This window comes from Alloalcanivorax sp. (assembly GCF_964221125.1).
Lineage (GTDB): Bacteria > Pseudomonadota > Gammaproteobacteria > Pseudomonadales > Alcanivoracaceae > Alloalcanivorax > Alloalcanivorax venustensis.
The window spans coordinates 21,485-42,861 of the sequence record NZ_CAXPXK010000111.1 but is presented as its reverse complement, the minus strand read 5'-3'; the positions used below and the strand labels follow the sequence as shown (position 1 = coordinate 42,861).

At 62.7% G+C, this 21,377-nt stretch carries 20 protein-coding genes; 6 read left to right on the top strand and 14 right to left on the bottom strand.

Annotation, left to right across the window (positions count from 1 at the left end):
- Positions 1–20: 20 nt before the first annotated feature.
- Positions 21–839, top strand: a complete 819-nt coding sequence (locus tag ACEQZD_RS13515) for an outer membrane protein assembly factor BamD (RefSeq protein WP_214012253.1) — start codon at positions 21–23, stop codon at positions 837–839.
- Between the two features lie 108 nt (positions 840–947).
- Here ACEQZD_RS13515 and ACEQZD_RS13510 read toward each other — a convergent pair whose 3' ends face one another.
- The gene (locus tag ACEQZD_RS13510; RefSeq protein WP_194856319.1) at positions 948–2,573 is read right to left on the bottom strand and encodes an NAD+ synthase; all 1,626 of its coding nucleotides are present in this window, start codon (positions 2,571–2,573) and stop codon (positions 948–950) included.
- 78 nt (positions 2,574–2,651) lie between these two features.
- Here ACEQZD_RS13510 and ACEQZD_RS13505 point away from each other — a divergent pair, with 78 nt between their 5' ends.
- From ACEQZD_RS13505 to ACEQZD_RS13495, 3 genes are read left to right on the top strand one after another with little or no spacing between them, the layout of a single operon-like run.
- Positions 2,652–2,900: a PP0621 family protein gene (locus tag ACEQZD_RS13505; protein WP_142949769.1), complete on the top strand. Its 249-nt coding sequence runs from the start codon at positions 2,652–2,654 to the stop codon at positions 2,898–2,900.
- A complete protein-coding gene (locus ACEQZD_RS13500; RefSeq protein WP_370186100.1) occupies positions 2,890–4,446 on the top strand; it encodes a PAS domain-containing sensor histidine kinase in 1,557 nt (518 codons plus the stop codon). The genes ACEQZD_RS13505 and ACEQZD_RS13500 overlap by 11 nt, the downstream gene beginning before the upstream one ends.
- Before the next feature lie 2 nt (positions 4,447–4,448).
- Positions 4,449–5,828 (top strand): sigma-54-dependent transcriptional regulator, encoded by a 1,380-nt coding sequence (locus tag ACEQZD_RS13495; RefSeq protein WP_370186111.1) that lies wholly within the window; start codon positions 4,449–4,451, stop codon positions 5,826–5,828.
- On the opposite strand, the gene ACEQZD_RS13490 is transcribed toward ACEQZD_RS13495, so the two are convergent.
- The gene (locus tag ACEQZD_RS13490; protein WP_370186098.1) at positions 5,801–6,880 is read right to left on the bottom strand and encodes an NAD(P)/FAD-dependent oxidoreductase; all 1,080 of its coding nucleotides are present in this window, start codon (positions 6,878–6,880) and stop codon (positions 5,801–5,803) included. The genes ACEQZD_RS13495 and ACEQZD_RS13490 overlap by 28 nt on opposite strands.
- Positions 6,881–7,019: 139 nt before the next feature.
- Between ACEQZD_RS13490 and ACEQZD_RS13485 the strand changes: the two genes are divergently transcribed.
- On the top strand, positions 7,020–7,547 hold the full coding sequence (locus ACEQZD_RS13485; RefSeq protein ID WP_142949772.1) for a Tfp pilus assembly protein FimT/FimU: 528 nt from the start codon (positions 7,020–7,022) through the stop codon (positions 7,545–7,547).
- Between the two features lie 9 nt (positions 7,548–7,556).
- Here the strand turns inward: ACEQZD_RS13485 and ACEQZD_RS13480 are convergent, their stop codons facing one another.
- The 12 genes from ACEQZD_RS13480 to murJ form a co-directional block, all read right to left on the bottom strand.
- Positions 7,557–7,985: a type IV pilin protein gene (locus ACEQZD_RS13480; RefSeq protein WP_142949773.1), complete on the bottom strand. Its 429-nt coding sequence runs from the start codon at positions 7,983–7,985 to the stop codon at positions 7,557–7,559.
- A complete protein-coding gene (locus ACEQZD_RS13475; protein WP_142949774.1) occupies positions 7,985–10,990 on the bottom strand; it encodes a PilC/PilY family type IV pilus protein in 3,006 nt (1,001 codons plus the stop codon). Before ACEQZD_RS13475 ends, ACEQZD_RS13480 begins: the two co-directional genes overlap by 1 nt.
- Entirely contained in the window at positions 10,977–11,549 is a 573-nt protein-coding gene (locus ACEQZD_RS13470) for a PilX N-terminal domain-containing pilus assembly protein (protein ID WP_185956961.1), read from the bottom strand. Before ACEQZD_RS13470 ends, ACEQZD_RS13475 begins: the two co-directional genes overlap by 14 nt.
- Entirely contained in the window at positions 11,549–12,301 is a 753-nt protein-coding gene (locus tag ACEQZD_RS13465) for a PilW family protein (RefSeq protein ID WP_185956962.1), read from the bottom strand. Before ACEQZD_RS13465 ends, ACEQZD_RS13470 begins: the two co-directional genes overlap by 1 nt.
- Positions 12,298–12,813: a type IV pilus modification protein PilV gene (gene pilV / locus ACEQZD_RS13460; protein ID WP_185956963.1), complete on the bottom strand. Its 516-nt coding sequence runs from the start codon at positions 12,811–12,813 to the stop codon at positions 12,298–12,300. Before pilV ends, ACEQZD_RS13465 begins: the two co-directional genes overlap by 4 nt.
- 19 nt (positions 12,814–12,832) lie before the next feature.
- Positions 12,833–13,306, bottom strand: a complete 474-nt coding sequence (locus ACEQZD_RS13455; RefSeq protein ID WP_142949778.1) for a GspH/FimT family pseudopilin — start codon at positions 13,304–13,306, stop codon at positions 12,833–12,835.
- A 263-nt stretch (positions 13,307–13,569) separates the two neighbouring features.
- On the bottom strand, positions 13,570–14,505 hold the full coding sequence (ispH, locus tag ACEQZD_RS13450; protein WP_142949779.1) for a 4-hydroxy-3-methylbut-2-enyl diphosphate reductase: 936 nt from the start codon (positions 14,503–14,505) through the stop codon (positions 13,570–13,572).
- A 62-nt stretch (positions 14,506–14,567) separates the two neighbouring features.
- Complete coding sequence (gene fkpB / locus ACEQZD_RS13445; RefSeq protein WP_142949780.1) at positions 14,568–15,035, bottom strand: FKBP-type peptidyl-prolyl cis-trans isomerase; 468 nt, start codon at positions 15,033–15,035, stop codon at positions 14,568–14,570.
- Positions 15,028–15,522, bottom strand: a complete 495-nt coding sequence (gene lspA / locus ACEQZD_RS13440) for a signal peptidase II (protein ID WP_370186093.1) — start codon at positions 15,520–15,522, stop codon at positions 15,028–15,030. Before lspA ends, fkpB begins: the two co-directional genes overlap by 8 nt.
- On the bottom strand, positions 15,515–18,328 hold the full coding sequence (gene ileS, locus ACEQZD_RS13435) for an isoleucine--tRNA ligase (protein WP_370186091.1): 2,814 nt from the start codon (positions 18,326–18,328) through the stop codon (positions 15,515–15,517). The genes lspA and ileS overlap by 8 nt, the downstream gene beginning before the upstream one ends.
- Positions 18,325–19,263, bottom strand: a complete 939-nt coding sequence (gene ribF / locus ACEQZD_RS13430; RefSeq protein WP_142949783.1) for a bifunctional riboflavin kinase/FAD synthetase — start codon at positions 19,261–19,263, stop codon at positions 18,325–18,327. Before ribF ends, ileS begins: the two co-directional genes overlap by 4 nt.
- Positions 19,264–19,336: 73 nt before the next feature.
- Positions 19,337–20,911: a murein biosynthesis integral membrane protein MurJ gene (murJ, locus tag ACEQZD_RS13425; protein ID WP_370186089.1), complete on the bottom strand. Its 1,575-nt coding sequence runs from the start codon at positions 20,909–20,911 to the stop codon at positions 19,337–19,339.
- A gap of 192 nt (positions 20,912–21,103) precedes the next feature.
- Here murJ and rpsT point away from each other — a divergent pair, with 192 nt between their 5' ends.
- Entirely contained in the window at positions 21,104–21,370 is a 267-nt protein-coding gene (gene rpsT, locus ACEQZD_RS13420) for a 30S ribosomal protein S20 (protein ID WP_067608555.1), read from the top strand.
- Positions 21,371–21,377: the final 7 nt, after the last annotated feature.

Here is a 21,377-nt window from a genome sequence, read left to right as displayed (position 1 = left end):
CCTGTCGCACCGAGGATAAAATGCCACGATTGCTTTCGACCCTGCTGATCGCCGCGCTCATCAGCGCCTGCGCCAGCAAACCCGACGAGGGCCCGGAGCGCACCGAAGCGGAACAGTACCGTGAAGCCCGCGAGTCCATGGAGTCGAATAACTACGTGACCGCCGTGGACCGGCTCAAGGAGCTGGAGGCCCGCTTCCCCTATGGCCGCTACGCGGAGCAGGCGCAACTGGAGCTGATCTACTCCCAGTTCCGCCTTCAGGATTACCCGCAAACCGTGGTCGCCGCCCAGCGTTTCATGCGCAGCTACCCGGCCCACCAGCGCCTGGACTACGCGCTCTACATGCGCGGCCTGGCCAACTTCTACATGGAACGGGGTTTCTTCGATTCCATGATGAACACCGACAAGTCCGCCCGCGATCTGTCGTCGGCGCGCGACGCCTTCGAGGATTTCGAGCGCCTGGTGACCCGCTTCCCGGACAGCGAGTACAGCGAGGACGCCCGCGCCCGCATGGTGTTCATTCGCAATGAGTTCGCCCGCCACGAGCTGCACGCGGCCCGTTACTACGCCCGCCGTGGCGCCTACATCGCCGCCATCGGCCGCGCCCAGTACGTGGTGCAGCACTACCAGCAGACGCCGCTGGTACCGGAAGCCCTGGCGATCATGGTGAAGGGTTACGAGCGCCTGGACCGCCCGGCGCTGGCGGATAAAAGCCGCCGCATCCTGGCGACCAACTGGCCGGACAGCGAATACCTGGAAGACGACGACCAGGTGGACCTGGCCTGGTGGCCGAACGAGAACAAAGGCCTGCTGAGCCTGCTCACGTTCGACCTGCTTTAGCGGCCTGGGGCCGCGATACAGTATTCAGGATGAAGGATTCAGGGAATACGCGGAGCAGCCCTTCAACCTGTATCCTGCATCCTGTATCGCGACCGCAAGGTCGCTTTTTTAGTCGCCCGGTCGCCAGCCGTTGGTGATCGGGTAGCGGCGGTCCTTGCCAAAGGCGCGGCGGCTGACCCGGGGCCCCACCGCCGCCTGGCGGCGCTTGTACTCGTTGCGGTCGGTGAGCTTGACCACCCGGTACACGGTGTCGCGGTCGAAGCCGTCGCGAATCACCGCCTCGGCGCTCATGTCCTGCTCCACGTAGCGCTCCAGAATGGCGTCCAGCTCGTCGTAACCGGGCAGCGAATCCGAATCCACCTGATCCGGCGCCAGCTCCGCCGACGGCGGCCGGGTAATCACCCGCTCGGGGATGATCTCACTGCCCGCCTTCTGGTTGCGCCAGCGCGCCACCCGGTACACCCAGGTCTTGAACACGTCCTTGAGCACCGAGAAACCGCCGGCCATGTCGCCGTAGAGGGTGGCGTAGCCCACCGCCATCTCACTCTTGTTGCCGGTGGTCAGCACCACCGACCCGTTCTTATTGGACAGCGCCATCAGCAACACGCCACGGCAGCGCGCCTGCAGGTTTTCCTCGGTGGTGTCCGGCTGGTGGTCGGCGAACGCCTCCTCGAGGATCGACATGAAGCCGTTGAAGGCCGGCTCGATGGGCAGCGACCGGTAGTGCACCCGCAGTGCCTTGGCCTGCTGCTCCGCGTCTTCGATGCTGATGTCGGCGGTATAGCGGAACGGCATCATCACCGCCTCCACCCGGTCCGGGCCGAGAGCGTCCACCGCCACCGCCAGGGTCAGGGCGGAATCGATGCCCCCGGACAAGCCCAGCAGCGCGCCCTTGAAGCCGTTCTTGTTGACGTAGTCACGGGTTGCCAGCACCAGGGCCCGGTACAGGCTTTCCTCGTCTTCCGGCACCGGCAGCACTTCACCGCGCACTTTCAGCGCGCCGCCTTCGCGGCCCAGGTCCACCGGGACCAGCGCTTCCTCGAAGCTGGCGCCCTGCACACAGACACCGGCTTCGCCGTCCACCACGAAAGAGGCGCCGTCGAAAACCAGCTCGTCCTGACCGCCCACCAGATTGCAGTAGAGCACCGGCAGACCGGTTTCCCGGGCGCGGGCGCAGACCTGGTCGCGGCGCTCACCGGGCTTGCCGGCGCGGAACGGCGACGCATTCAGGTTGACGATGCAGGTGGCGCCGTCGCGGGCGGCCTGGGCCGCCGGCCCCTCGAACCAGATGTCCTCGCAAATGGTGATGGCCAGGCGCTCCCTGCCCAACTCGAACACACAGCTTTGATCTCCGGGCTGGAAGTAACGCTTTTCATCGAAAACCCGGTAATTGGGCAGGCACTGCTTGAAATACTCATGCCGGGGGCGGCTGTCCCCCGGGAACAGCACGCCGGCGGCGTTGCGGCGCACGCCATTACGCACCGCCGGGTAGCCCAGCACCACCGGTACCTCGATACGTTCGCCGATGTGCGCCAGCGCGTCGTCGACGCGGCCGTTCAGGCTGGGGCGCAACAACAGGTCTTCCGGCGGGTAGCCGGTGAGCACCAGTTCGGGGAACACCACCAGCTCGGCGCCCAGCAAATTGCGCGCCTCACGAGCGGCGGCCACCACCGCATCCGCGTTGCCCTCGATATCCCCGACCAGCGGGTTGCGCTGGGCCATCACTACTCGCATATCACCAGCCTTTTCTCCATGGAGCGCTGATTGTACTCTGTAGCCGCCTGCCCTTGCACAGGCGTCGGGGAGATCCTTATGGGGCTGATACGGCTGCTTATCATAGCGGCTCTGATTTATCTGGTTTGGCGGGTCGTGAAAGGCCTGCTGGGTGAACGCCGCCGGCATGACGACCCGGCCGACGGGCCGGCTTCGCTCAGCCAGAAGATGGTCAAGTGCCGGCAATGCGGCGTGCATGTGCCGGAAAACGAAGCGTTCCAACACAACAACATGGCGTTCTGCAGCCAGGACCATCAGCGCCAATACCTGGAGCACCATGAGCCCTAGCCAGAGCTGGACACCAAGCCGTATCTACAACCTCTACCGCATCACCATCGCCACGGTGCTGCTGACGCTGTTCTATGTGAGCGAGCAGCGGCTGATCGGCCAGTACATGCCGGCTCTGTTCGAAGGCACGGTGTCGGGCTATCTGCTGCTGACGCTGGTGTCCTCGGCGATGGATTACAGCGAGCGGCTGCGCAAGCCGGGCTTCGCGCAGCCGCTGGCGCTGGTTATCGATGTGCTGGTGCTGGGCCTGGTGGTGCACGCCAACGGCGGCCTGGAAGGCGGCCTGGCGGTGCTGCTGCTGGTCAACGTGGCCGCCGGCAATATTCTGTTGCGCGGCCGCATGGGTTTCCTGATCGCCGCGCTGGCCACCCTGACGGTGATGTTCGAGCAGTTCTACTTCGCCACCCAGACCGGCGACAAGGACCCGTTCCAGCTCACCGAAGCGGGCCTGCTGGGCATCGCCTTCTTCATGGTGTCGCTGATCATCCAGCAGATCGCCGAGCGGCTGGAGCGCAGCGAGTCCATCGCCGCCAGCCAGCGCGTGGCGATCGAGCGGCTGGAGGCGCTCAACCGGCAGATCGTGGCCCGCATGCGCACCGGCGTGATGGTGTTCAACAACGAGCACCGGATTCTGCAGTCCAACCCGTCCGCGGACGGCTTTTTCGCCACCCCCATGGTCGGCCAGCACCTGCCGGCGGCGCTGGTGGAGCGGCATCAGCATTGGCGGCAGGCGCCGCATATGGCGCAGAGCCCGCTGCGGGTGTCGCGCCAGTCGCCGCAGGTGAGCGCCCGTTTCGCCGACCTGGACACCGGCCATGAGGACCTCACCCTGGTGTTCCTGGAAGACACCGCCCGCGTGGCCCAGGAAGCCCAGCAAATGAACCTGGCTTCCCTGGGCCGCCTGTCCGCCACCCTGGCCCATGAAATCCGCAACCCGTTGAGCGCCATCAGCCACGCCACCGAGCTGCTGGACGAAGACATGGAAAAGCCGGAAGACAGCCATCTTCTGGGCATTATCCGCAACCATGTGAAACGGGTGAACGGCATTATCTCCGATGTGCTGGATCTGTCCCGGCGGCCACGCAGCCAGGCGGCGCGCTTCGATGTGGCACCGGTCCTGGAGGAGGTCACCGCCAGTTGGCACCAGCGCGGCATCCCCCGCGAGCGGTTGCGCCTGCAGCACCGCGACGAGGGCCTGGAAGTGCGCTTCGACCGCAGCCAGCTGATACAGGTGGTGGACAACCTGATCGGCAACGCCTTCGACCATGGCGGCGCGGACTGCCGGGTGACCGTGGCCTATGGCCGCCACCCGCAGACCCGGCTGCCGTGGATCTCGGTGGCCGATAACGGCGACGGCATCCCCGAGGACGCCGCCGCCCACCTGTTCGAACCCTTCTACACCACCAGCGACGGCGGCAACGGGCTGGGGCTGTACGTGTGCCGGCAGCTGTGCCAGGCGAACCAGGCGACCCTGGACTATGAGGACGCCCAACCCGGCGCTCGCTTTGTGCTAACCTGTGCTCACCCGGACCGACAGTTCCAATAATGATGACCGATAAGACTCCTCGTGTTCTGGTTGTTGACGACGAAGCGGATCTGCGCGAACTGCTCGTCATCACCCTGGGGCGGATGAAACTGGATGCCACCGCGGCCGATTCGCTCGGCGCCGCGCGGCGCCTGCTCGATAACGACCGCTTCGACCTCTGCCTCACCGACATGAACCTGGGCGACGGCACCGGCCTGGACCTGCTGCGCCACGCCGCCCAGACCGCCCCGGACATGCCGGTGGCGGTGATCACCGCCTACGGCAACATGGACGTGGCCACCGACGCGATGAAGCTGGGCGCCTACGACTTCATCGCCAAACCGGTGGCGCTGGACCGCCTGCGGCAGTTGATCGAGGACGGCCTGGGCATCAGCCGCACCGAGAAAGCCGGCGACGGCGGCGGGGAAGAAGACACCCTGGTCGGCCAGGGGCCGGCCATGCAGCGCCTCAAGCAGCAGATCCGCACACTGGCGCGCAGCCAGGCGCCGATCTACATCAGCGGCGAATCCGGCAGCGGCAAGGAGCGCGTGGCGCGTTTGATCCACGCCCTGGGCCCGCGCCGGGAAAAGCCCTTCGTGGCGGTCAACTGCGGCGCGATCCCCTCGGAACTGATGGAGAGCGAATTCTTCGGCCACCGCAAGGGCAGCTTCACCGGCGCCGTGGAAGACCGCAAAGGCCTGTTCCGCGAAGCGGACGGCGGCACCCTGTTCCTCGACGAAGTGGCCGACCTGCCGCTGCACATGCAGGTGAAACTGCTGCGCGCGATTCAGGAAAAAACGGTGCGCCCGGTGGGCGAGTCCAAGGAGTTCGCGGTTAACCTGCGCATTCTCTGCGCCACCCACCGGGACCTGGGCGAAGAAATGAGCGCCGGCCGCTTCCGCCAGGATCTTTACTACCGCCTCAACGTGATCGAAGCGCACGTCCCCCCGCTGCGCGAACGGCACGAGGACATCCCGGTGCTGGTGGAACACATCCTGCAGCGTCTCGGCGAAGCCTGGGAGACCCGGCCGCCGGCGGTCAGCGAGCGGGCCATGTCCGCCCTCGCCGGCTACCGCTTTCCCGGCAACGTCCGCGAACTGGAAAACACCCTGGAGCGTGCCCTCACCCTCTGCGACGGCGAGATGATCGAACCCGAGCATCTGCACCTGCCCAGCGACGACGGGCCGCAGCCGTCCGCCGGCAACGGCGGCGGCCGCCACCCGCAGCTGCCGCTGGAAGACTATCTGCAGGAGATCGAGAAACAGGAAATCCTGCGCGCGCTGGACACCACCCACTGGAACCGCACCGCGGCCGCCAAGAAGCTGGGCATGACCTTCCGCTCGCTGCGCTACCGGCTAAAGAAGCTGGAACTGGATCAGGACGGCGCCCCGGACAGCGAATAAGCCGCCGGATCCAGCGACGGCGTTTCCCCGCACATCAGGCGCGCCAGCAGCTCGGCGCTGGCCGGCGCCGCCACCAAACCATTGCGATGCAGCCCGGCGGCGGCGAACACCCCGCGGGTGCCGGGCACCGGCCCCAGATAGGGCCAGTCGCGGTCACTGCCCGGCCGCACCCCGGCCCAATGATGGGACGGCGTCACCGACGCCAGCTCCGGCAGCAGTGACGCCGCCATGGCCTGCAACGCCCAACGCCCGGTCACCGTGGGGTATGTGGTGGCATCGCCGGGGTTGAGGGTGGAACCGGCCAGCACCGCGCCATCGGCACGCGGAATCAGATAGCCCTGGTCGGTGAGCACGATGGTCGGCACCCGGCCCGGCGGCAACCGATACAGCAGCATCTCGCCCTTGGCCGGGAACAACGGCAATCGCACGCCCAGAGGCGCCAGCAACGCCGGCGTCCAGGCCCCCGCGCAGAGCAGCACCCGGGGCGCGGACAGCGTGCCGCCCCGGCTCAGGGTCAGCTCGGCGCCCCGGGCGGCGGGCCGCACGGCGTCCACCGCCGCATTCACGAACGTCACGCCCTGCCCCACCAGTGTGGCGCGCAGCGCTTTCAACAGGCGCGGGTTGCGCAGATTGCCGATCTCCGGGAACCACACACCTTGCCGCTCCGGCGCCGCCGACAAATGCCCGCTCAACGGCGCGTCCCGGCAGCTCAGGCCCCAGTCCGACGCCCAGCGCAGCGCCTGCCGGCGCTCGTCGCCGTCCACCGCCACCCACAGGCCGCTGTGATGCAGGTCCGACGCGCACAGCCCGGCCTTGCCCTGAAGACGATCCACCAGCGCCCGGTAGCGCGCCGTGGCGTCGTGGCTCAGCCGGTTCATGGGATCGGGGTAACGCCAGGCGAACAGCGGCGACAGAATACCGCCACCGGCCCAGGACGCCGGCGGACGCTGCCCGCCGGCGTCGATCACGGTGACGCTCAATCCCCGGTCACTGAGATTCAGCGCACTCAGCAAACCGACAATTCCACCACCGACAATGAGTACATCAGCCATAGCAAATCGTGGGAGTTGGATGACAGGAAGGGGAGCAACAATAACACAGGGACAACGGGCCCGGCGCGCTAGACTGGGATAACACGACCTGGATCAATGTATCGATCAAGAGGGCCAAGGACGGCCCGGAGGATTCGCCATGGAAGGCGCAAACGGGACGGCAAAGCGGCGCTCACGCCGCCGGGGCTTCACCCTGATGGAGCTGATGATCGCGCTGATAGTGTTGGCGGTGCTGCTCAGCGCCGGGCATGGCCTGCACAACGACTGGCTGCCCAAACAACGGGTGATCGCCGCCAGCAACCGGGTGCTCGGCTTTATCCATCAGGCGCGCGCCCATGCGCTGACCCACGGCACCACCTACCTTTGCGACGGCAACAGCCTGTGCGACCGGTTCAAGCCGACGAACACGCTGCTTCTGGCCCAGGATAAAAACGACGATGGGAGGATACAGCCGGCCGAGGTGATTGAGAAACTGGAGCTACCCAAAAGCACACGACTCATCTGGAAGCGCTTTCGAGGTGAGTCGCTCCGCTACGGGCGGCGGGGCACCCTGTTCTACCAGAACGGACACTTTCTAATTTGCAACCAGCATTATGCGCGCAAGGTGATCATGAACGTGATCGGCACCGCGCGCATAGAGCGAACGAACGCCGATCAGTGTCCCTAATGCGATTGATCAGTCATTCCAACGGTGGCTTCCATCAAGTGTGCAAGAACTGCCTTTAACGTGACAGGTAACGCCTTCGCTGTTGAGCTTCAACGTACCATCACCGCTTTGCGCACCTTTAGGAGCAGCGGAAATATCGTATCGTTGATTATCGGCACTTACATTAATATTGACCGAGTAATAGTCATTACTATTAAGCTTTGGCGACAGAGAACCAAGCTGGGAGCCGGCGCCTTTATAAGAAAAATTACGGGCCCGATAGTTCTCCAGGGACGACGCGAGATCCATCATCAGCCCTTGATATTCGGAGCGACGCGTCTCCCGAACTTGCTCTGTATAGGCAGGGTAGGCAATGGCGGCTAGGATGGCCACCACCACTACCACGATCATCAGCTCAATCAGCGTGAACCCCTTGGCTTTCTTTTGCGGGGAAACCATTATTCGGACTCCTGACCCGGAGGAAAGAACTGGTTCGCTTCATTTTTCTCAAGCTGATACCAGCGACGCTTACGGAAGTTGTTGTAGTCAATGCCATCTTCCCCGACAAACTCACGTCCAACGTTGAAGCGTACAGTACCAGGCTCCGGCGGATCATTGTCCGGGTCATTCGGGTCATTATCCGGATCATCCGGCCCCGGGGGCGGCAAATAGATCGGAACAACACTTGGCGGAATACCGGAATTATCCAACTCCTCCCCACTCCAATTGGCCGACCCATCGTTGGTAAAGCTGCGTGCCGCACCCGTTAGCATGCTCGCGCGGTAAGCAAAAGCCTGACCATAGAGTATCTGACAGGGATCTTCCTCCTGATCGATATCCGTCGGCACATAGGTGGTAAAGAACACATCCCCCTGGAAGATGGTCGGCGAAGACATCACTTTCTCGCCATCCCGGGTAAAATCGAACCTCCAACCGTCACCTTCCGGATCGGCGCTGGTGCTCGCGCCTACCGGAGTAAGGTCGTTACGACTGATCACGTCGTTTTGCTCACTGGATTTAAAGTTACGATCGATCAGCATGAAGAAGGCTTCATCCGTCTCTTCATCCAGCGGATGGGCCCGGTAGCCGGAGCCAATAGCAACATATAAGGTTTCAGAAAGCCCTGAGCGCTGATAGCCAACCGCGGGAGCTTCGTAGAAACGCCGATGGCTGTCCTCGCCCAGATTGGCCAGACGCACTACGCCGTCCACCAAACCCTCGGCCCCTTCATTACTGTTATCGAGATTAACGCGGAACACCTGGCCACCAAGGTCGCCGAAGTAAAGGTAGTCAGCAATTCCGTCCGTTGGCAGGTCCACCACCGAAATCCCCCCGGGTATCGCCCAATTCATGGCATCATGAACTGAACTAGCCCCTTGCGAGTTGCCTTCGTTGCTGGCTGACCAAATTAAATCGCCGGTGTAGGCATCCACCATGTAGACCGCGTTACCTACATCATCTTCGTTAGCCCTTTCCCCCTCGGTATCGTGTCCATCCGGGTCATAGCCGCCACCGAATACCAACACGGTACGGACCTCACCATCAATGCGAACACTGGTCACGGTCGGCGTGGACCAGGTCTGCCCCAGCTTGTCGAACCCACTGGTGGTGCCACCGCTGCCACTATTACCACGGATACGCCATTCCAGCTTCGGCGTGTCGATGCTGGAAACGTCCAGCCCGTAGTAATTATACCCACCCCGTCGCATACCGCCGAAAATCCAGACTTTTTCCGCATCTCCATCGGCGCCGGCGATACGGATCGGCACCCAGCTCGAGTCCATGCCATACAAGCTCCGGATGTTCCCGCTCTTGAGTGGCGGAGAGCGCACGAAATCGTAGGCTTTCCGAAGCATTTCATCAGGCATGAACGCAAACTTTTCGCTACCATCGCTCGTATCAATAGCGTGCAGCATACCGCCGTTCGTGGAAACAAAGACATAGTTCTGCTGGCCTTCGGCATCGTTAGCATCACTGCCCAATTCATAATTCACGAGCAAAGGCACACTGTGCATCGGATCCGCCCACATTGTAGACAGGGCGTTATAAACCTTCAGCTTGCTATCAAAATCCACCACAGCGTTACTGTTAGGTATACCAAAACGCGCGTTAGTCAGATTATTGAACGTTGTGGTATTGGGCTGGAGACGGTACTCGCCACCATCATCGCTGTTATTACCTATATAAAGGCGGCGACCTTCCAACTGCTCAAGCGCGCCGCCTTTCCGCACATCGGCGCCGTCCACGGTGCTAGACCAAAAGCTGGAAGCATCTTCTCTAAACCCTCCAGTCTCACTATTGATCGCGTTCTGGCCAGTGCGATCCGTTACGTTGCCGCCGGAGGCACCGTAACGCTTCAAATTACCTGGCCACACCGAGGTCTTTTCCGGTTTGAAAAGAGCGAAATAAAGCTGGTCTAGATGCTCCAGGCGGTTATTTTGGTTCACCGATACACCAGGCGACGTAATACTCTGAGATTCCTCAGCAATCAGCTCCAGGATATCGTTAAATTCCCGGGCCAGCTCACTAGCGTTGTCCGCCAACCTTACACTTTCGGTGCCGCCTATCTCAGCGACTTCTTGCATCTCATTGAGCTTACTGATGTTTTGACCGAAGGCGACTTGCCAGGTTTTCACCGAGCGCTTGTTATTGCGGCTCTCCTTATAAAGCCAGTCAGCGATTTCCTTCTGACACTCATAGCTACTACCACTGGAGCTACCACCTGGCACATTGCAGTTGCCGCCGGTTAGATTCTCAGCTGCGGACTCATCACCATCATACGTGGGGTCACCATCAGTCATTACGATGATGTGGTTGCTCTCACACTGGTTCTGCATATTCATTGGCGAATCATACTCGGCGGTGGTGAAAAATCCCTCCCGCCGACAGCTGCCATTTCTTCTATACTCTATACAACCATATCCGATGTTAACGGCACGCCTGGGATCATTTTGCAGAGCCTCGCCGGCCTTGGCATAGTCCGAAGGAGAGCGCCCCATCATATAACGCGCCATCTCGGAGTAGGCCTCCATGGTGGGCGTATTGGAGGTGCCTTGAAGACCATCGACCAGATTCTTCACCTCGGTACGAGCGGCCTCAGTCATTTCGCTGACTGGATAGAATACGTAACCACCAAAACCGGAATTGTCAGCCCCGCCGTTAAACTTACCAACGCCAACCCGAACACCATTATCAACACCGTCGATAACCTGACGAAATGCTTGTTTTAGCTGGAACATCTTTGTGGAGGTCTTAGAACAGTCCCGGCTTCCGCCGTTCGGCGGATCACACATACTGCCGGAGGTATCGATCAGAAAAAGCACGTTGGCGATCTGTTCGTTCTGGTCGTTATCCACATCGGCGCGCGCATAATAAATCTCTGTATCGTCCGCATAGAGACTGGTCGGCGACAGGCCTAACGCGACTAGAAAAAAAGCCGCTCTGAGTATGCTATTCAGCTTCATTGCCCCTCTCCCGTTGTGCGCTAGACATCAAATCGGACGCCGACACAAGACCGCGTTTCAATGCCTGCTGAACATGGTGATTATCAATATTGAATTCTTCAATCTCGGCATCGCCGACGATGTCAAAGTTAAAATCCATCGGGATTACACTGTTACCACTCATGCTGACCTGCCCGCCGGAGACAGCTTGAAAACCTTGCTGTCTGGTTCTCGATCCGGCCTTGATTAAATCGCGAGAATCCATCCTTGAAGACGGACCACAAACGCCGTCGATAGCGGCACCCGAACTCAAACACCGGTGCATGACCTCGCCACTTAGAAAGGACTGCAAATCATCACTACTCATGTTCTCGAGTTTCTTGAAAGCATCTGAAACAGACGACTCCGCACCTTCAAACGCCATCGCATCGACCTGCGTACCCGTGGCTATCTTCGCACTGAACATGCTGGTTTTCATGGCGGTAATACCCATTAGCGAAACCACTACCAGTATGAGCAGCGCTATCAAAAGGGCGACACCTTGCTCGTGGCGCTTGAACGACATGGAAACGGGCAACATCAGATTTCTTCCCATGAGTAATTTCGAATAGCGACAGTGGAATGAAACTGGCGACGCATGGTTCGCCCCTCATCCACGACTACTTCGCTGTCGAGGATGTAGAACGTTTGCTCTTGTTCTGCGTTGCTCATGGAAGGCAAATCAGCCTCCATGAGTACGCCTAGCTTGATAGCCAGAACCGGGTCCTGATCCAGATCCAGCTCATCGGCCGTAATGTATTGCGAGACAGAGGCGATACCATCATGTTCGGTATCAATTCCGTAGAGGACCTGAAAACTACGCACGCCTCTCAGTAAGGTAACACCGTTACTACCAACGCTTAGATTGCCCTCGCAGTTCAATTGACCGTCGTCATCCACCCAATAAGTATTGACCACGACGGTATTCTGTAGGGGCATTAACGACTCCCCTTCGCAATCCACGGCGCCATGGAAGCTGAACGTAAGACGGTCATTACCATTTTCATCGTTATTGGAAGAGGGAGCGGGGGACGCTCCAGTGGTGATAATACCGGGCAGCACCAAGGCCCCCACATCCTCTCTGACCAGGCCGATTTTTCTCACATCCTGGTTGATAAACCGCATCGCTAGCTGGCCCTGCTCCTGTAATTGGCCCATGGTTTGCTGCAGTTGAAAAGTACGCTGATTGGTGGAAAACAGGGACACAGCGGCTGCGGTAAGCAACAAACCCAGCACCATTGCGACCATCAGTTCCACGAGGCTGAACCCTCGAATAACACGACGAGCGCTCATCGCTCCACCTCCATGACCGCGCATTCCGAGTCCAAGCCGGTATTGATATCCCCGCCATCAAGACACCGGCTTATGTCCTGGTCGCCCCAGGCAACCACCACGCAGCTACTGCTGAAGCCACCGGCCTTACATTGCTGCACACGAATACGGCCGGCGGGCAACATCGTACCCGCCTGCCATTGAAGATATGCGATTTCCCAGTCAGCCATCTCCGAGGGTGTGCAAGCACTGGAAAGACAATTCGGGTTCGAAGGGGGCTGATCACCAAAACTGCTTTGGGCGTTATCCCACTTATCCGCGTTCAGGTAGGTCAATCGCTCTTGCGGGTTAAGCGCGATGGCTTCAAGAGCATTGCGCGCCAATGCGGTACCCTGTGAGCGCACTTGCGCCGATTCGGTACTTTTAAGGGCACTAAGCTGAAGGCCCGCGTAACCAAGAACCCCGATGGCCAGCACCAATAGAGCGACGAGTATCTCGACCATGCCGACACCGCGCTGTTGTTCCATCATCATGCTCATCGCCATCCCGTCGCTAACCGCAGACAATCGTTTCGTTCTCAATCACACCGAACTTCTTCACCCGAATGCGACGACCATTCTCACCGGACCGGTCATCACAGATAGTGAACTCGGCTTCGTCACTGACCATGCCCGAAGGACGAAACGTCAACTCGGAGAGCTTGGCGGTCACGGAGACCTGCCCTGTGGGAGTGAAATGCTGCTGACCTTCCACGTCCACAGAAGCGTCGTACTCCACTTCCCAGCCGTCCGACCAGTCCGAATTTTTTTGCTTGAGAATCACATCTTTACGTAAGCTCACGGCCTGGGAACGAGCGGTGTTAATGGCAGTGACAAGATCCGCGCTGGCGGTCCTCAACGCATTATTGGCCATGAGATTCTGGAAAGAAGGCACCGCCAGCGCCAGCAATACTCCGGCAACGAGAATGCCCAACATCAACTCAATAAGGGTGAAGCCCCTGTTTTTGAACCGGGCGTCAGCCACCACGGCGCACTCCAATCTGATTCCGGAGAGCACACTCTAGCAATTGTAAAACCGTCGACAACGAGACTTAGACGAGCGGTCACTTGGCGGCAATAAACGGCATAAGCGGTTGATAAGCGGGAATTTTTACGAAGATAGACTGTGATGCTATTCGCACTTTTTCATTAGCTATAGAGTCAGCATTTTATGCGGGCAGGACGCCGTACAACACAGCTGGAGCCGCCCGCCCTGGCGGGCGGGGAGGTTTCACGGAGGAGGCGTGGGGCTCAGGCGCGCAGGGCGCGGGGCATGGAAAAGCGGATGTTCTCTTCGCGGCCGGGGATCTCGTGGGCGTCTTCGCCGCCCAGTTCGCGCAGGCGGGCGATCACCTGGTGGACCAGCTCCTCGGGGGCGCTGGCGCCGGCGGTGACGCCCACGGCCTTCTTACCCTTGAGCCAGGCTGGGTCGATCATGGCCGGGTCGTCGAGCAGGTGGGCGGGGGTGCCGCAGCGCTCGGCCAGTTCGCGCAGGCGGTTGGAGTTGGAGCTGTTCACCGACCCCACCACCAGCACCAGCTGGCATTCCAGCGCGAGCTGGCGCACCGCGTCCTGGCGGTTGGTGGTGGCGTAGCAGATATCCTCACGCTTGGGGCCGAGGATATTGGGGAAGCGCTGGCGCAGGGCGTCGATGATGCGGGCGGTGTCGTCCACGCTCAGGGTGGTCTGGGTGACGAACGCCAGATTGTCCGGGTCGGTGACGTCCAGGCGGGCCACGTCGGCCTCGTCTTCCACCAGATACATGCGCCCGCCCTTGCTGGTGTCGTACTGGCCCATGGTGCCTTCCACTTCCGGGTGGCCCTGGTGGCCGATCAGAATCGCTTCGCGGCCCTCCTGGGCGTAGCGAATCACCTCCATGTGCACCTTGGTGACCAGCGGGCAGGTGGCGTCGAACACCTGCAGGGCGCGCTGCTCGGCCTCGTCCTGCACCGCCTTGGAGACACCGTGGGCGCTGAAGATGACGATGGCGTCGTCGGGCACTTCTTCCAGCTCATCGACGAACACCGCGCCGCGCTCGCGCAGGCCGTCCACCACGTAGCGGTTATGGACCACTTCGTGGCGCACATAGACCGGCGGCCCGAACACGTCCAGGGCCCGATTGACGATATCGATGGCCCGATCGACGCCGGCGCAGAAGCCACGGGGGTTGGCGAGACGGATTTGCATATCGGAACCTGCTTGAAATGTATCCTGAGTATACGCGCCACCAGCGGTGGCCGGCCAGAAGGTCAGTTCAGGCGGACGGCCTGCTCCGGGGCGTCGTGCTCGACGTTGATGATCTCCACCTCGAAGGTGAGGTCGCGGCCGGCCAGCGGGTGATTGAAGTCCACGGTGACCCAGTCGTCGTCCAGTTCGGCGATCACGCCGGGCAGTTCGGCGCCGGCGGCATCGGCGAAATTCATCACCGTGCCCACTTCCACGTCGTCGGCGCTGAAGGTGCTGCGCTTGAAGTGCTGCCGGTTCTGTTCGTTGTATTCACCGAAGCCGGAGGCGGCGTCGATGAAGACGCTGCGCTTGTCGCCGGCCTTGAGGCCGAGGATGGCGCGCTCGAAGCCGGGCAGCAGGGATTCGTCACCCCAGGAGAAGGCGGCCGGCTCGCCGCCGTAGGTGCTGTCCATTTCGGTGCCGTCCATCAGACGCACGGCGAAATGCAGGGTGATGCGGGTCTGCGGACCCGCGCGCAAGGTGTCAGTCATGGCCGCGACGGCCTCCCAGCAGCATGTCGAGAATGATCAAGGCTGCCCCAATAGTGATGGCGGTATCGGCGATATTAAAGGCCGGGAAGTGGTAATCGCCCCCATAGAAGTCGAGAAAGTCGACCACATGGCCGAGCACCACCCGGTCGTAGAGGTTGCCGACGGCGCCGCCGAGGATCAGTGCCAGAGCGGCGCCCTGCATGCGCTCCTCGCGCAGTTTGCGCATCCAGCCCAGGATCAGCACCACGGCGATCACCGCCACGGCGGCGAAGAACCAGCGTTGCCAGCCGCCGGCGCCGGCCAGAAAGCTGAACGCGGCCCCGGAGTTGTAGGCCAGGGTCAGGTTGAAGAACGGCAGCACCTCCAGCCGCTCATAGAGGTCGAAACGGGCCACCACCCAGTGCTTGCTGACCTGATCCAGCACGATCACCAGGCCGGTGAGCCACAACCAGACCAGTTGGCTCTGGGCGCCTTGTTGCTCACGCATAGTGGCGTTCCTCGCCGTCACCGTCCAGGTTGGTCACGCAGCGGCCGCACAGCTCCGGGTGCTCGGGGTGCGTGCCGATGTCCGGGCGGTGGTGCCAGCAGCGCACGCATTTGTCGTGCGGCGACGGCGCCACCCGCACTTTAAGCCCGGCCACGGCGCTGTCCGGCAGCTCCGCCGGGGCGTCCGCCAGCGGCGCCAGGGTGGCGGTGGAGGTGATGGTGACAAAGCGCAGCTCGTCGCCCAGGCGACCGAGCAGGCCGGCCAGCCGCTCGTCCACGTAAAGGGTGGCCTCGGCGGCCAGGTTGGCGCGCAGTTCCTTGCGGTTGCGGGCCTCTTCGATGGCCTTGTTGACCGCCTGCTTGACGGCCTGCACCTGCTCCCAGAACGCCAGATCCATGTCCGCGTCGTCCGCCGGCGGGAAGAGGCCGTCGTACCAGGTGGTCAGGAACACGGACTCGGGGCGCTCGCCGGGCAGCAGCTCGAAGATTTCCTCGGCGGTGAAGCTGAGGATCGGCGCCATCCAGCGCACCAGGGCCTGGGCGATGTGATACAGCGCGGTCTGGCAGGAGCGCCGCGCCAGCGAATCCGCCGGCGTGGTGTACTGGCGGTCCTTGATGATGTCCAGGTAGAAGCCGCCCAGCTCGTTGCCGCAGAAGTTGTGCAGGCGCTGGTAGACCAGATGGAAATGATAGCCGTCGTACAGCTCGCGCAGCTCCGCCTGCAGAGCGTCGGCGCGGCCCACCGCCCAGCGGTCCAGGGCGATCATGTCGTCCGGGGCCACCGCGTCGCGCTGCGGGTCGAAGCCGTTCAGGTTGGAGAGCAGGAAGCGGGCGGTGTTGCGGATGCGGCGATAGCTGTCCGCCATCTGCTTGAGAATGTTCTTGGACACGCTCATCTCACCGCGGTAATCGGTGGCCGCCACCCACAGGCGCAGGATGTCCGCGCCCAGGTCGTTCCACACTTCCTGCGGGGCGATCACGTTACCGATCGACTTGGACATCTTGCGGCCCTGCTCGTCCACCGTGAAGCCGTGGGTGAGCACGCTTTTATAGGGCGCCGCGTCACGGATCGCGGTGCTGGTCAGCAGCGAGGACTGGAACCAGCCGCGGTGCTGGTCGGAGCCTTCCAGGTAGAGGTCGGCGGGCACCGCCAGTTCGTCGCGCTGCTCGAGCACCGAGTAGTGGGTCACGCCGGAGTCGAACCAGACGTCCAGGATGTCGGTGACCTTGGTGTAGCGCTCCGCGTCGTCGCCGAGCAGCTCCTCGGCCTCCAGGTCGAACCAGGCGTCGATGCCGTTCTGCTCTACACGCTTGGCCACTTCCTCGATCAGGCGCGGGGTGTCCGGGTGCGGCTCGGAGGTGGCGCGGTCCACGAACAGGGCGATCGGCACGCCCCAGGTGCGCTGCCGGGAGATACACCAGTCCGGGCGGTCGCGCAGCATGCCTTCGATGCGCGCCTTGCCCCACTCCGGCAGCCACTGCACCTTGTCCACCTCGGCGCGGGCCTGGGCCAGCAGGCCGCCCTCGCTCATGGGGATGAACCACTGGGCGGTGCTGCGGAAAATGATCGGCGTCTTGTGGCGCCAGCAGTGCGGGTAGCTGTGGGTGATTGTCTCCAGCGCCACCAGGGTGCCGCCTTCCTTGAGGGCGTCGATCACCGGCTGGTTGGCCTTGCTCACGTGCAGGCCGCCGACCACCGGCAGATCGTCACGGAACAGGCCGTTGTCCTGCACCGGGCTGTCCACTTCCAGGCCGTACTGCTTGCCGACGATAAAGTCGTCTTCACCGTGGCCCGGCGCGGTATGCACGCAGCCGGTACCGGCGTCGGTGGTGACGTGATCGCCAAGAATCACCGGCACCTGGCGGTCCAGGAACGGGTGCCGCAGGGTGAGGTGTTCCAGGGCCGCGCCCTTGAACGACGCGGACCGCTCGGCACCGGTGAGCGCGAAGCGCTCGCTGACGGTGTCCGCCAGATCTTCGGCCACCACCAGTGCCACGGCGGCGCCGTTCTGCTCACCGCTGAGCAGCACATAATCCAGCTCCGGATGCACCGCCACCGCCCGGTTGGCGGGCAGCGTCCAGGGCGTGGTGGTCCAGATCACCAGGGCCGGGGATGCGGCCTCGACGCCGGTGCGGCTGTTGAAATCCGCCGGGTCGGTGACGACGAACGCCACGTCGATGGCCGGCGACTGCTTGTCCTGGTATTCCACTTCCGCTTCCGCCAGGGCGGAGGCGCAGTCCAGGCACCAGTGCACCGGCTTGAAGCCCTTGGTCAGGTGGCCACCGGCGGCGATCTTGCCGAGCGCGCGGATGATGTTCGCCTCGGTATCGTAGTCCATGGTCAGGTAGGGGCTGTCCCAGTCCCCGAACACACCCAGGCGCTGGAAGTCACGCTTCTGGCCTGCCACCTGCTTGGCGGCGAACTCCCGGCACTTCTTGCGGAAGGTGGCGGCGTCCACCTTGTGGCCGGCCTTGCCCACCTTCTGCTCCACCTTCAGCTCGATGGGCAGCCCGTGGCAGTCCCAGCCCGGCACGTAGGGGGCATCGTAGCCGTCCAGGGTGCGCGCCTTGACGATGATGTCCTTGAGGATCTTGTTCACCGCGTGGCCGATATGAATGTCGCCGTTGGCGTACGGGGGGCCATCGTGAAGGATGAACTTGGGACGTCCGGCGGACGCTTCGCGAATCCGGCGGTACAGATCGCGCTGCTGCCATTGGTCCAGACGCTTGGGTTCGCGCTGGGACAGACCGGCCTTCATCGGGAAGTCGGTGTGGGGAAGATTAAGCGTCGCCTTGTAATCCGTCATAGTCCGTCGTCTTGGTCCAAAAAGGCTTGTACCTGTTCCAGATCCCGCCACATGGCGGCCTTGAGTTCGTCGAGGCCGTCGAATTTCTCTTCCGGCCGCACGAAATGATGAAACGCGACGCTCAAATGCGCGTCGTACAGATCACCCTGAAAATTAAGCAGATGCACTTCCAGGCGGTTTTCCTGGCCGTCCACCGACGGCCGCGTGCCCATATTGGCCGCGCCCGGATGGCCCTCGAGGCCGGCGCCGGACACCCGCACCGCGAACACCCCGTGCAGCGGCGACACCGGCCGCTTCAGGGCCAGATTCACCGTCGGCACATCCAGGGTGCGGCCCAGCTTGTCGCCGTGGCGCACGCGGCCGCTGATCGTATAAGGGCGACCCAGCAGGCGCTCGGCCAGGCGGAAATTCCCCTGCTCCAGCGCCGCGCGTACCCGCGTGCTGGACACCCGCTCGCCGTCGACTTCGCAGGTCGGCGTGTCGGTGACCTGAAAACCGAACCGCTCGCCGGCCTGCTTCAGGTAATCGAAATCACCGTCGCGGCCACGGCCGAAACGGAAGTCATCACCCACCACCAGGTAGTCGATGCCCAGGCCCTCGACCAGCAGATCCCGCACGAACGCCTCGGCGGTGAGGCTGCGGAACGACTCGTTGAACCGGGCGCACAACACCTGATCGACGCCGTAGTCGCGCAGCGCGATCAACTTGTCACGCAGGCTGTTAAGCCGCGCCGGTGCCTGGTCCGGGCAGAAAAATTCCTGCGGCTGAGGTTCGAACAGCATCACCGTGGCCAGCTTGCCACGCGCCCTGGCCTCGTCGATCACCTGATCGAGAATCCGTTGATGCCCCAGATGGACGCCATCGAAGTTGCCGATGGTGGCGACGCAGCCCCGGTGGCTCGCCCGCAGATTGTGAATGCCGCGAATCAGTCGCATTCCGCCCTCGTCAGGTTCCCGCCCGGCCGGCTTTATGCCGGCACGCGGGAGAAAAGAGGGCCGATTATAGGAATCATCGGCGCAAGTGGCGAGGTCTGAGGCCAAGAATCAGCAAGGCGAGCAGATAAACCGCCAATCCCGCCACCACGATCAGGCCCAGCCAGAGGATGCGATCCCACAGCGCCCCATTCAGCCACACCGTGGCCTGCCGTGCCAGCCAGTAGATCGCCCCGGCCATGGCACCGCCGGCCAGAGCCAGCCGCAGGCCGTGCTGCCACCAGCCCTTCATCGGCCGGTACACGCCGCCGCGGCGCAACCCTATATAAAGCAGACCGGCGTTGAGCCAGGCGGACAGCGAGGTGGCCAGCGCCAGGCCGGCGTGCTGAAGCGGCCAGATCAACGCCAGGTTCAGGGCCATGTTGGCGACCATGGCGATAATGCCGATTTTCACCGGCGTGCGGGTGTCCTGGCGGGCGAAATAGCCCGGCGCCAGAATCTTGATCAGCATGAACGCCATCAGCCCGGCGCTGTAGGCACGAAGGGATTCCGCCGAGCGCAGCACGTCGTTGGCGCCGAACTCGCCGTGGTTGAACAGGGTCGCCAGCAGCGGCTCGGCGATCACCGCCAGCGCCAGCGCCGCCGGCACGCCGATCAGCAGCACCAGTTTCAGCGCCCAGTCCAGGGTGCGGCTGAACGCTTGCGGATCATCGCCGGCGTGCTTGCCGGACAGGCTGGGCAGGATCACCGTGCCGATGGCGATGGCGAACACGCCCAGGGGCAACTCCACCAGCCGGTCGGAGTAGTACAGCCAGGTCACCGAGCCGGTCTGCAACAGGGACGCCAGCACCGTGTCCAGCAGCAGATTGATCTGGCTCACCGACACCCCGAACATGGCCGGCGCCATCAGGCGCAGGATGCGGCGCACGCCTTCGTCACGCCAGGCCATGCGCGGCACCGGCATCAAATTGAGTCGGGCCAGGAACGGCAGCTGGAACAGCAACTGCACGGTGCCGGCGATCAGCACGCCCCAGGCCAGCGCCACCGCCATGCGGCCCTCGGCGAACTGCGGCGCCAGGTAGAGGGCGCTGCCGATCAGGCTGAGATTGAGCAGCACCGGGGTGAAGGCGGGCACCGCGAAGCGGTTCCAGGTGTTGAGAATGGCGCCGGCGAAGGCGGTCAACGAGATGAAAAACAGGTACGGGAAGGTGAGCCGCAGCATTTCCACCGCCAGGGCGCGCTTGTGCGGGTCGTCGCCGAAGCCCGGGGCGAACAGCCAGATCAGCAGCGGCGCCGCCAGCACCCCGACCAGGGTGATCAGCGCCAGGGTGCCGCCCAGGGTGCCGGCGACCCGGTCGATCAGCGCCTTGGTGGCGGCCGCACTGCCCTCGTCACGCTGGCGGGTGCGGTATTCGCTGAGCACCGGCACGAAGGCCTGGTTGAAGGCGCCCTCGGCGAACAGGCGGCGCAGGAAATTGGGGATGCGGAACGCCACGAAGAAAGCGTCGGTGCCCGCCGAGGCGCCCAGCAGCCGTGCCAGCACCACGTCGCGGACCAGCCCCAGCACCCGCGACAGCAGCGTCATGCTGCTCACCACCAGGGTCGAAGCCAGCAAACCGCCCTTTTTACCCGCTGTTTCCTGCTCGTCCATCCCGGCGCCTCCGAAAAACCGGCCAAGAGTAACCAAAGCCCGCCGTCACCGCCACAGGCCCGCCCCGGGGATTGACAATCCGCACCCGGATCGGCATAGTTGCGCGTCTTCAGGACCGGCCAATGGCAGCATCCGCCCGGTCCTAATCGATTATCACCATCGAATTACCGATTTATATATAGGAGCAGGACCTTGGCTAACTCACCGCAAGCACGCAAGCGCGCGCGTCAGGCGGAACAGCGTCGTAAGCACAACGCAGCGATGCGTTCCATGGTGCGTACGTACCTCAAGAAGGTGAACGCGGCCATTGCGTCCGGCGACCAAGGCGCCGCTCAGCAAGCGTACCAAAAGGCGACCTCGGTGCTGGATAAGGCCACCCAGAAGGGTAAGTTCCACCCGAACAAATCCGCTCGTCATAAGAGCCGCCTGAACGCCAAGATCAAGGCCATGGCGGCCTGATCGATCG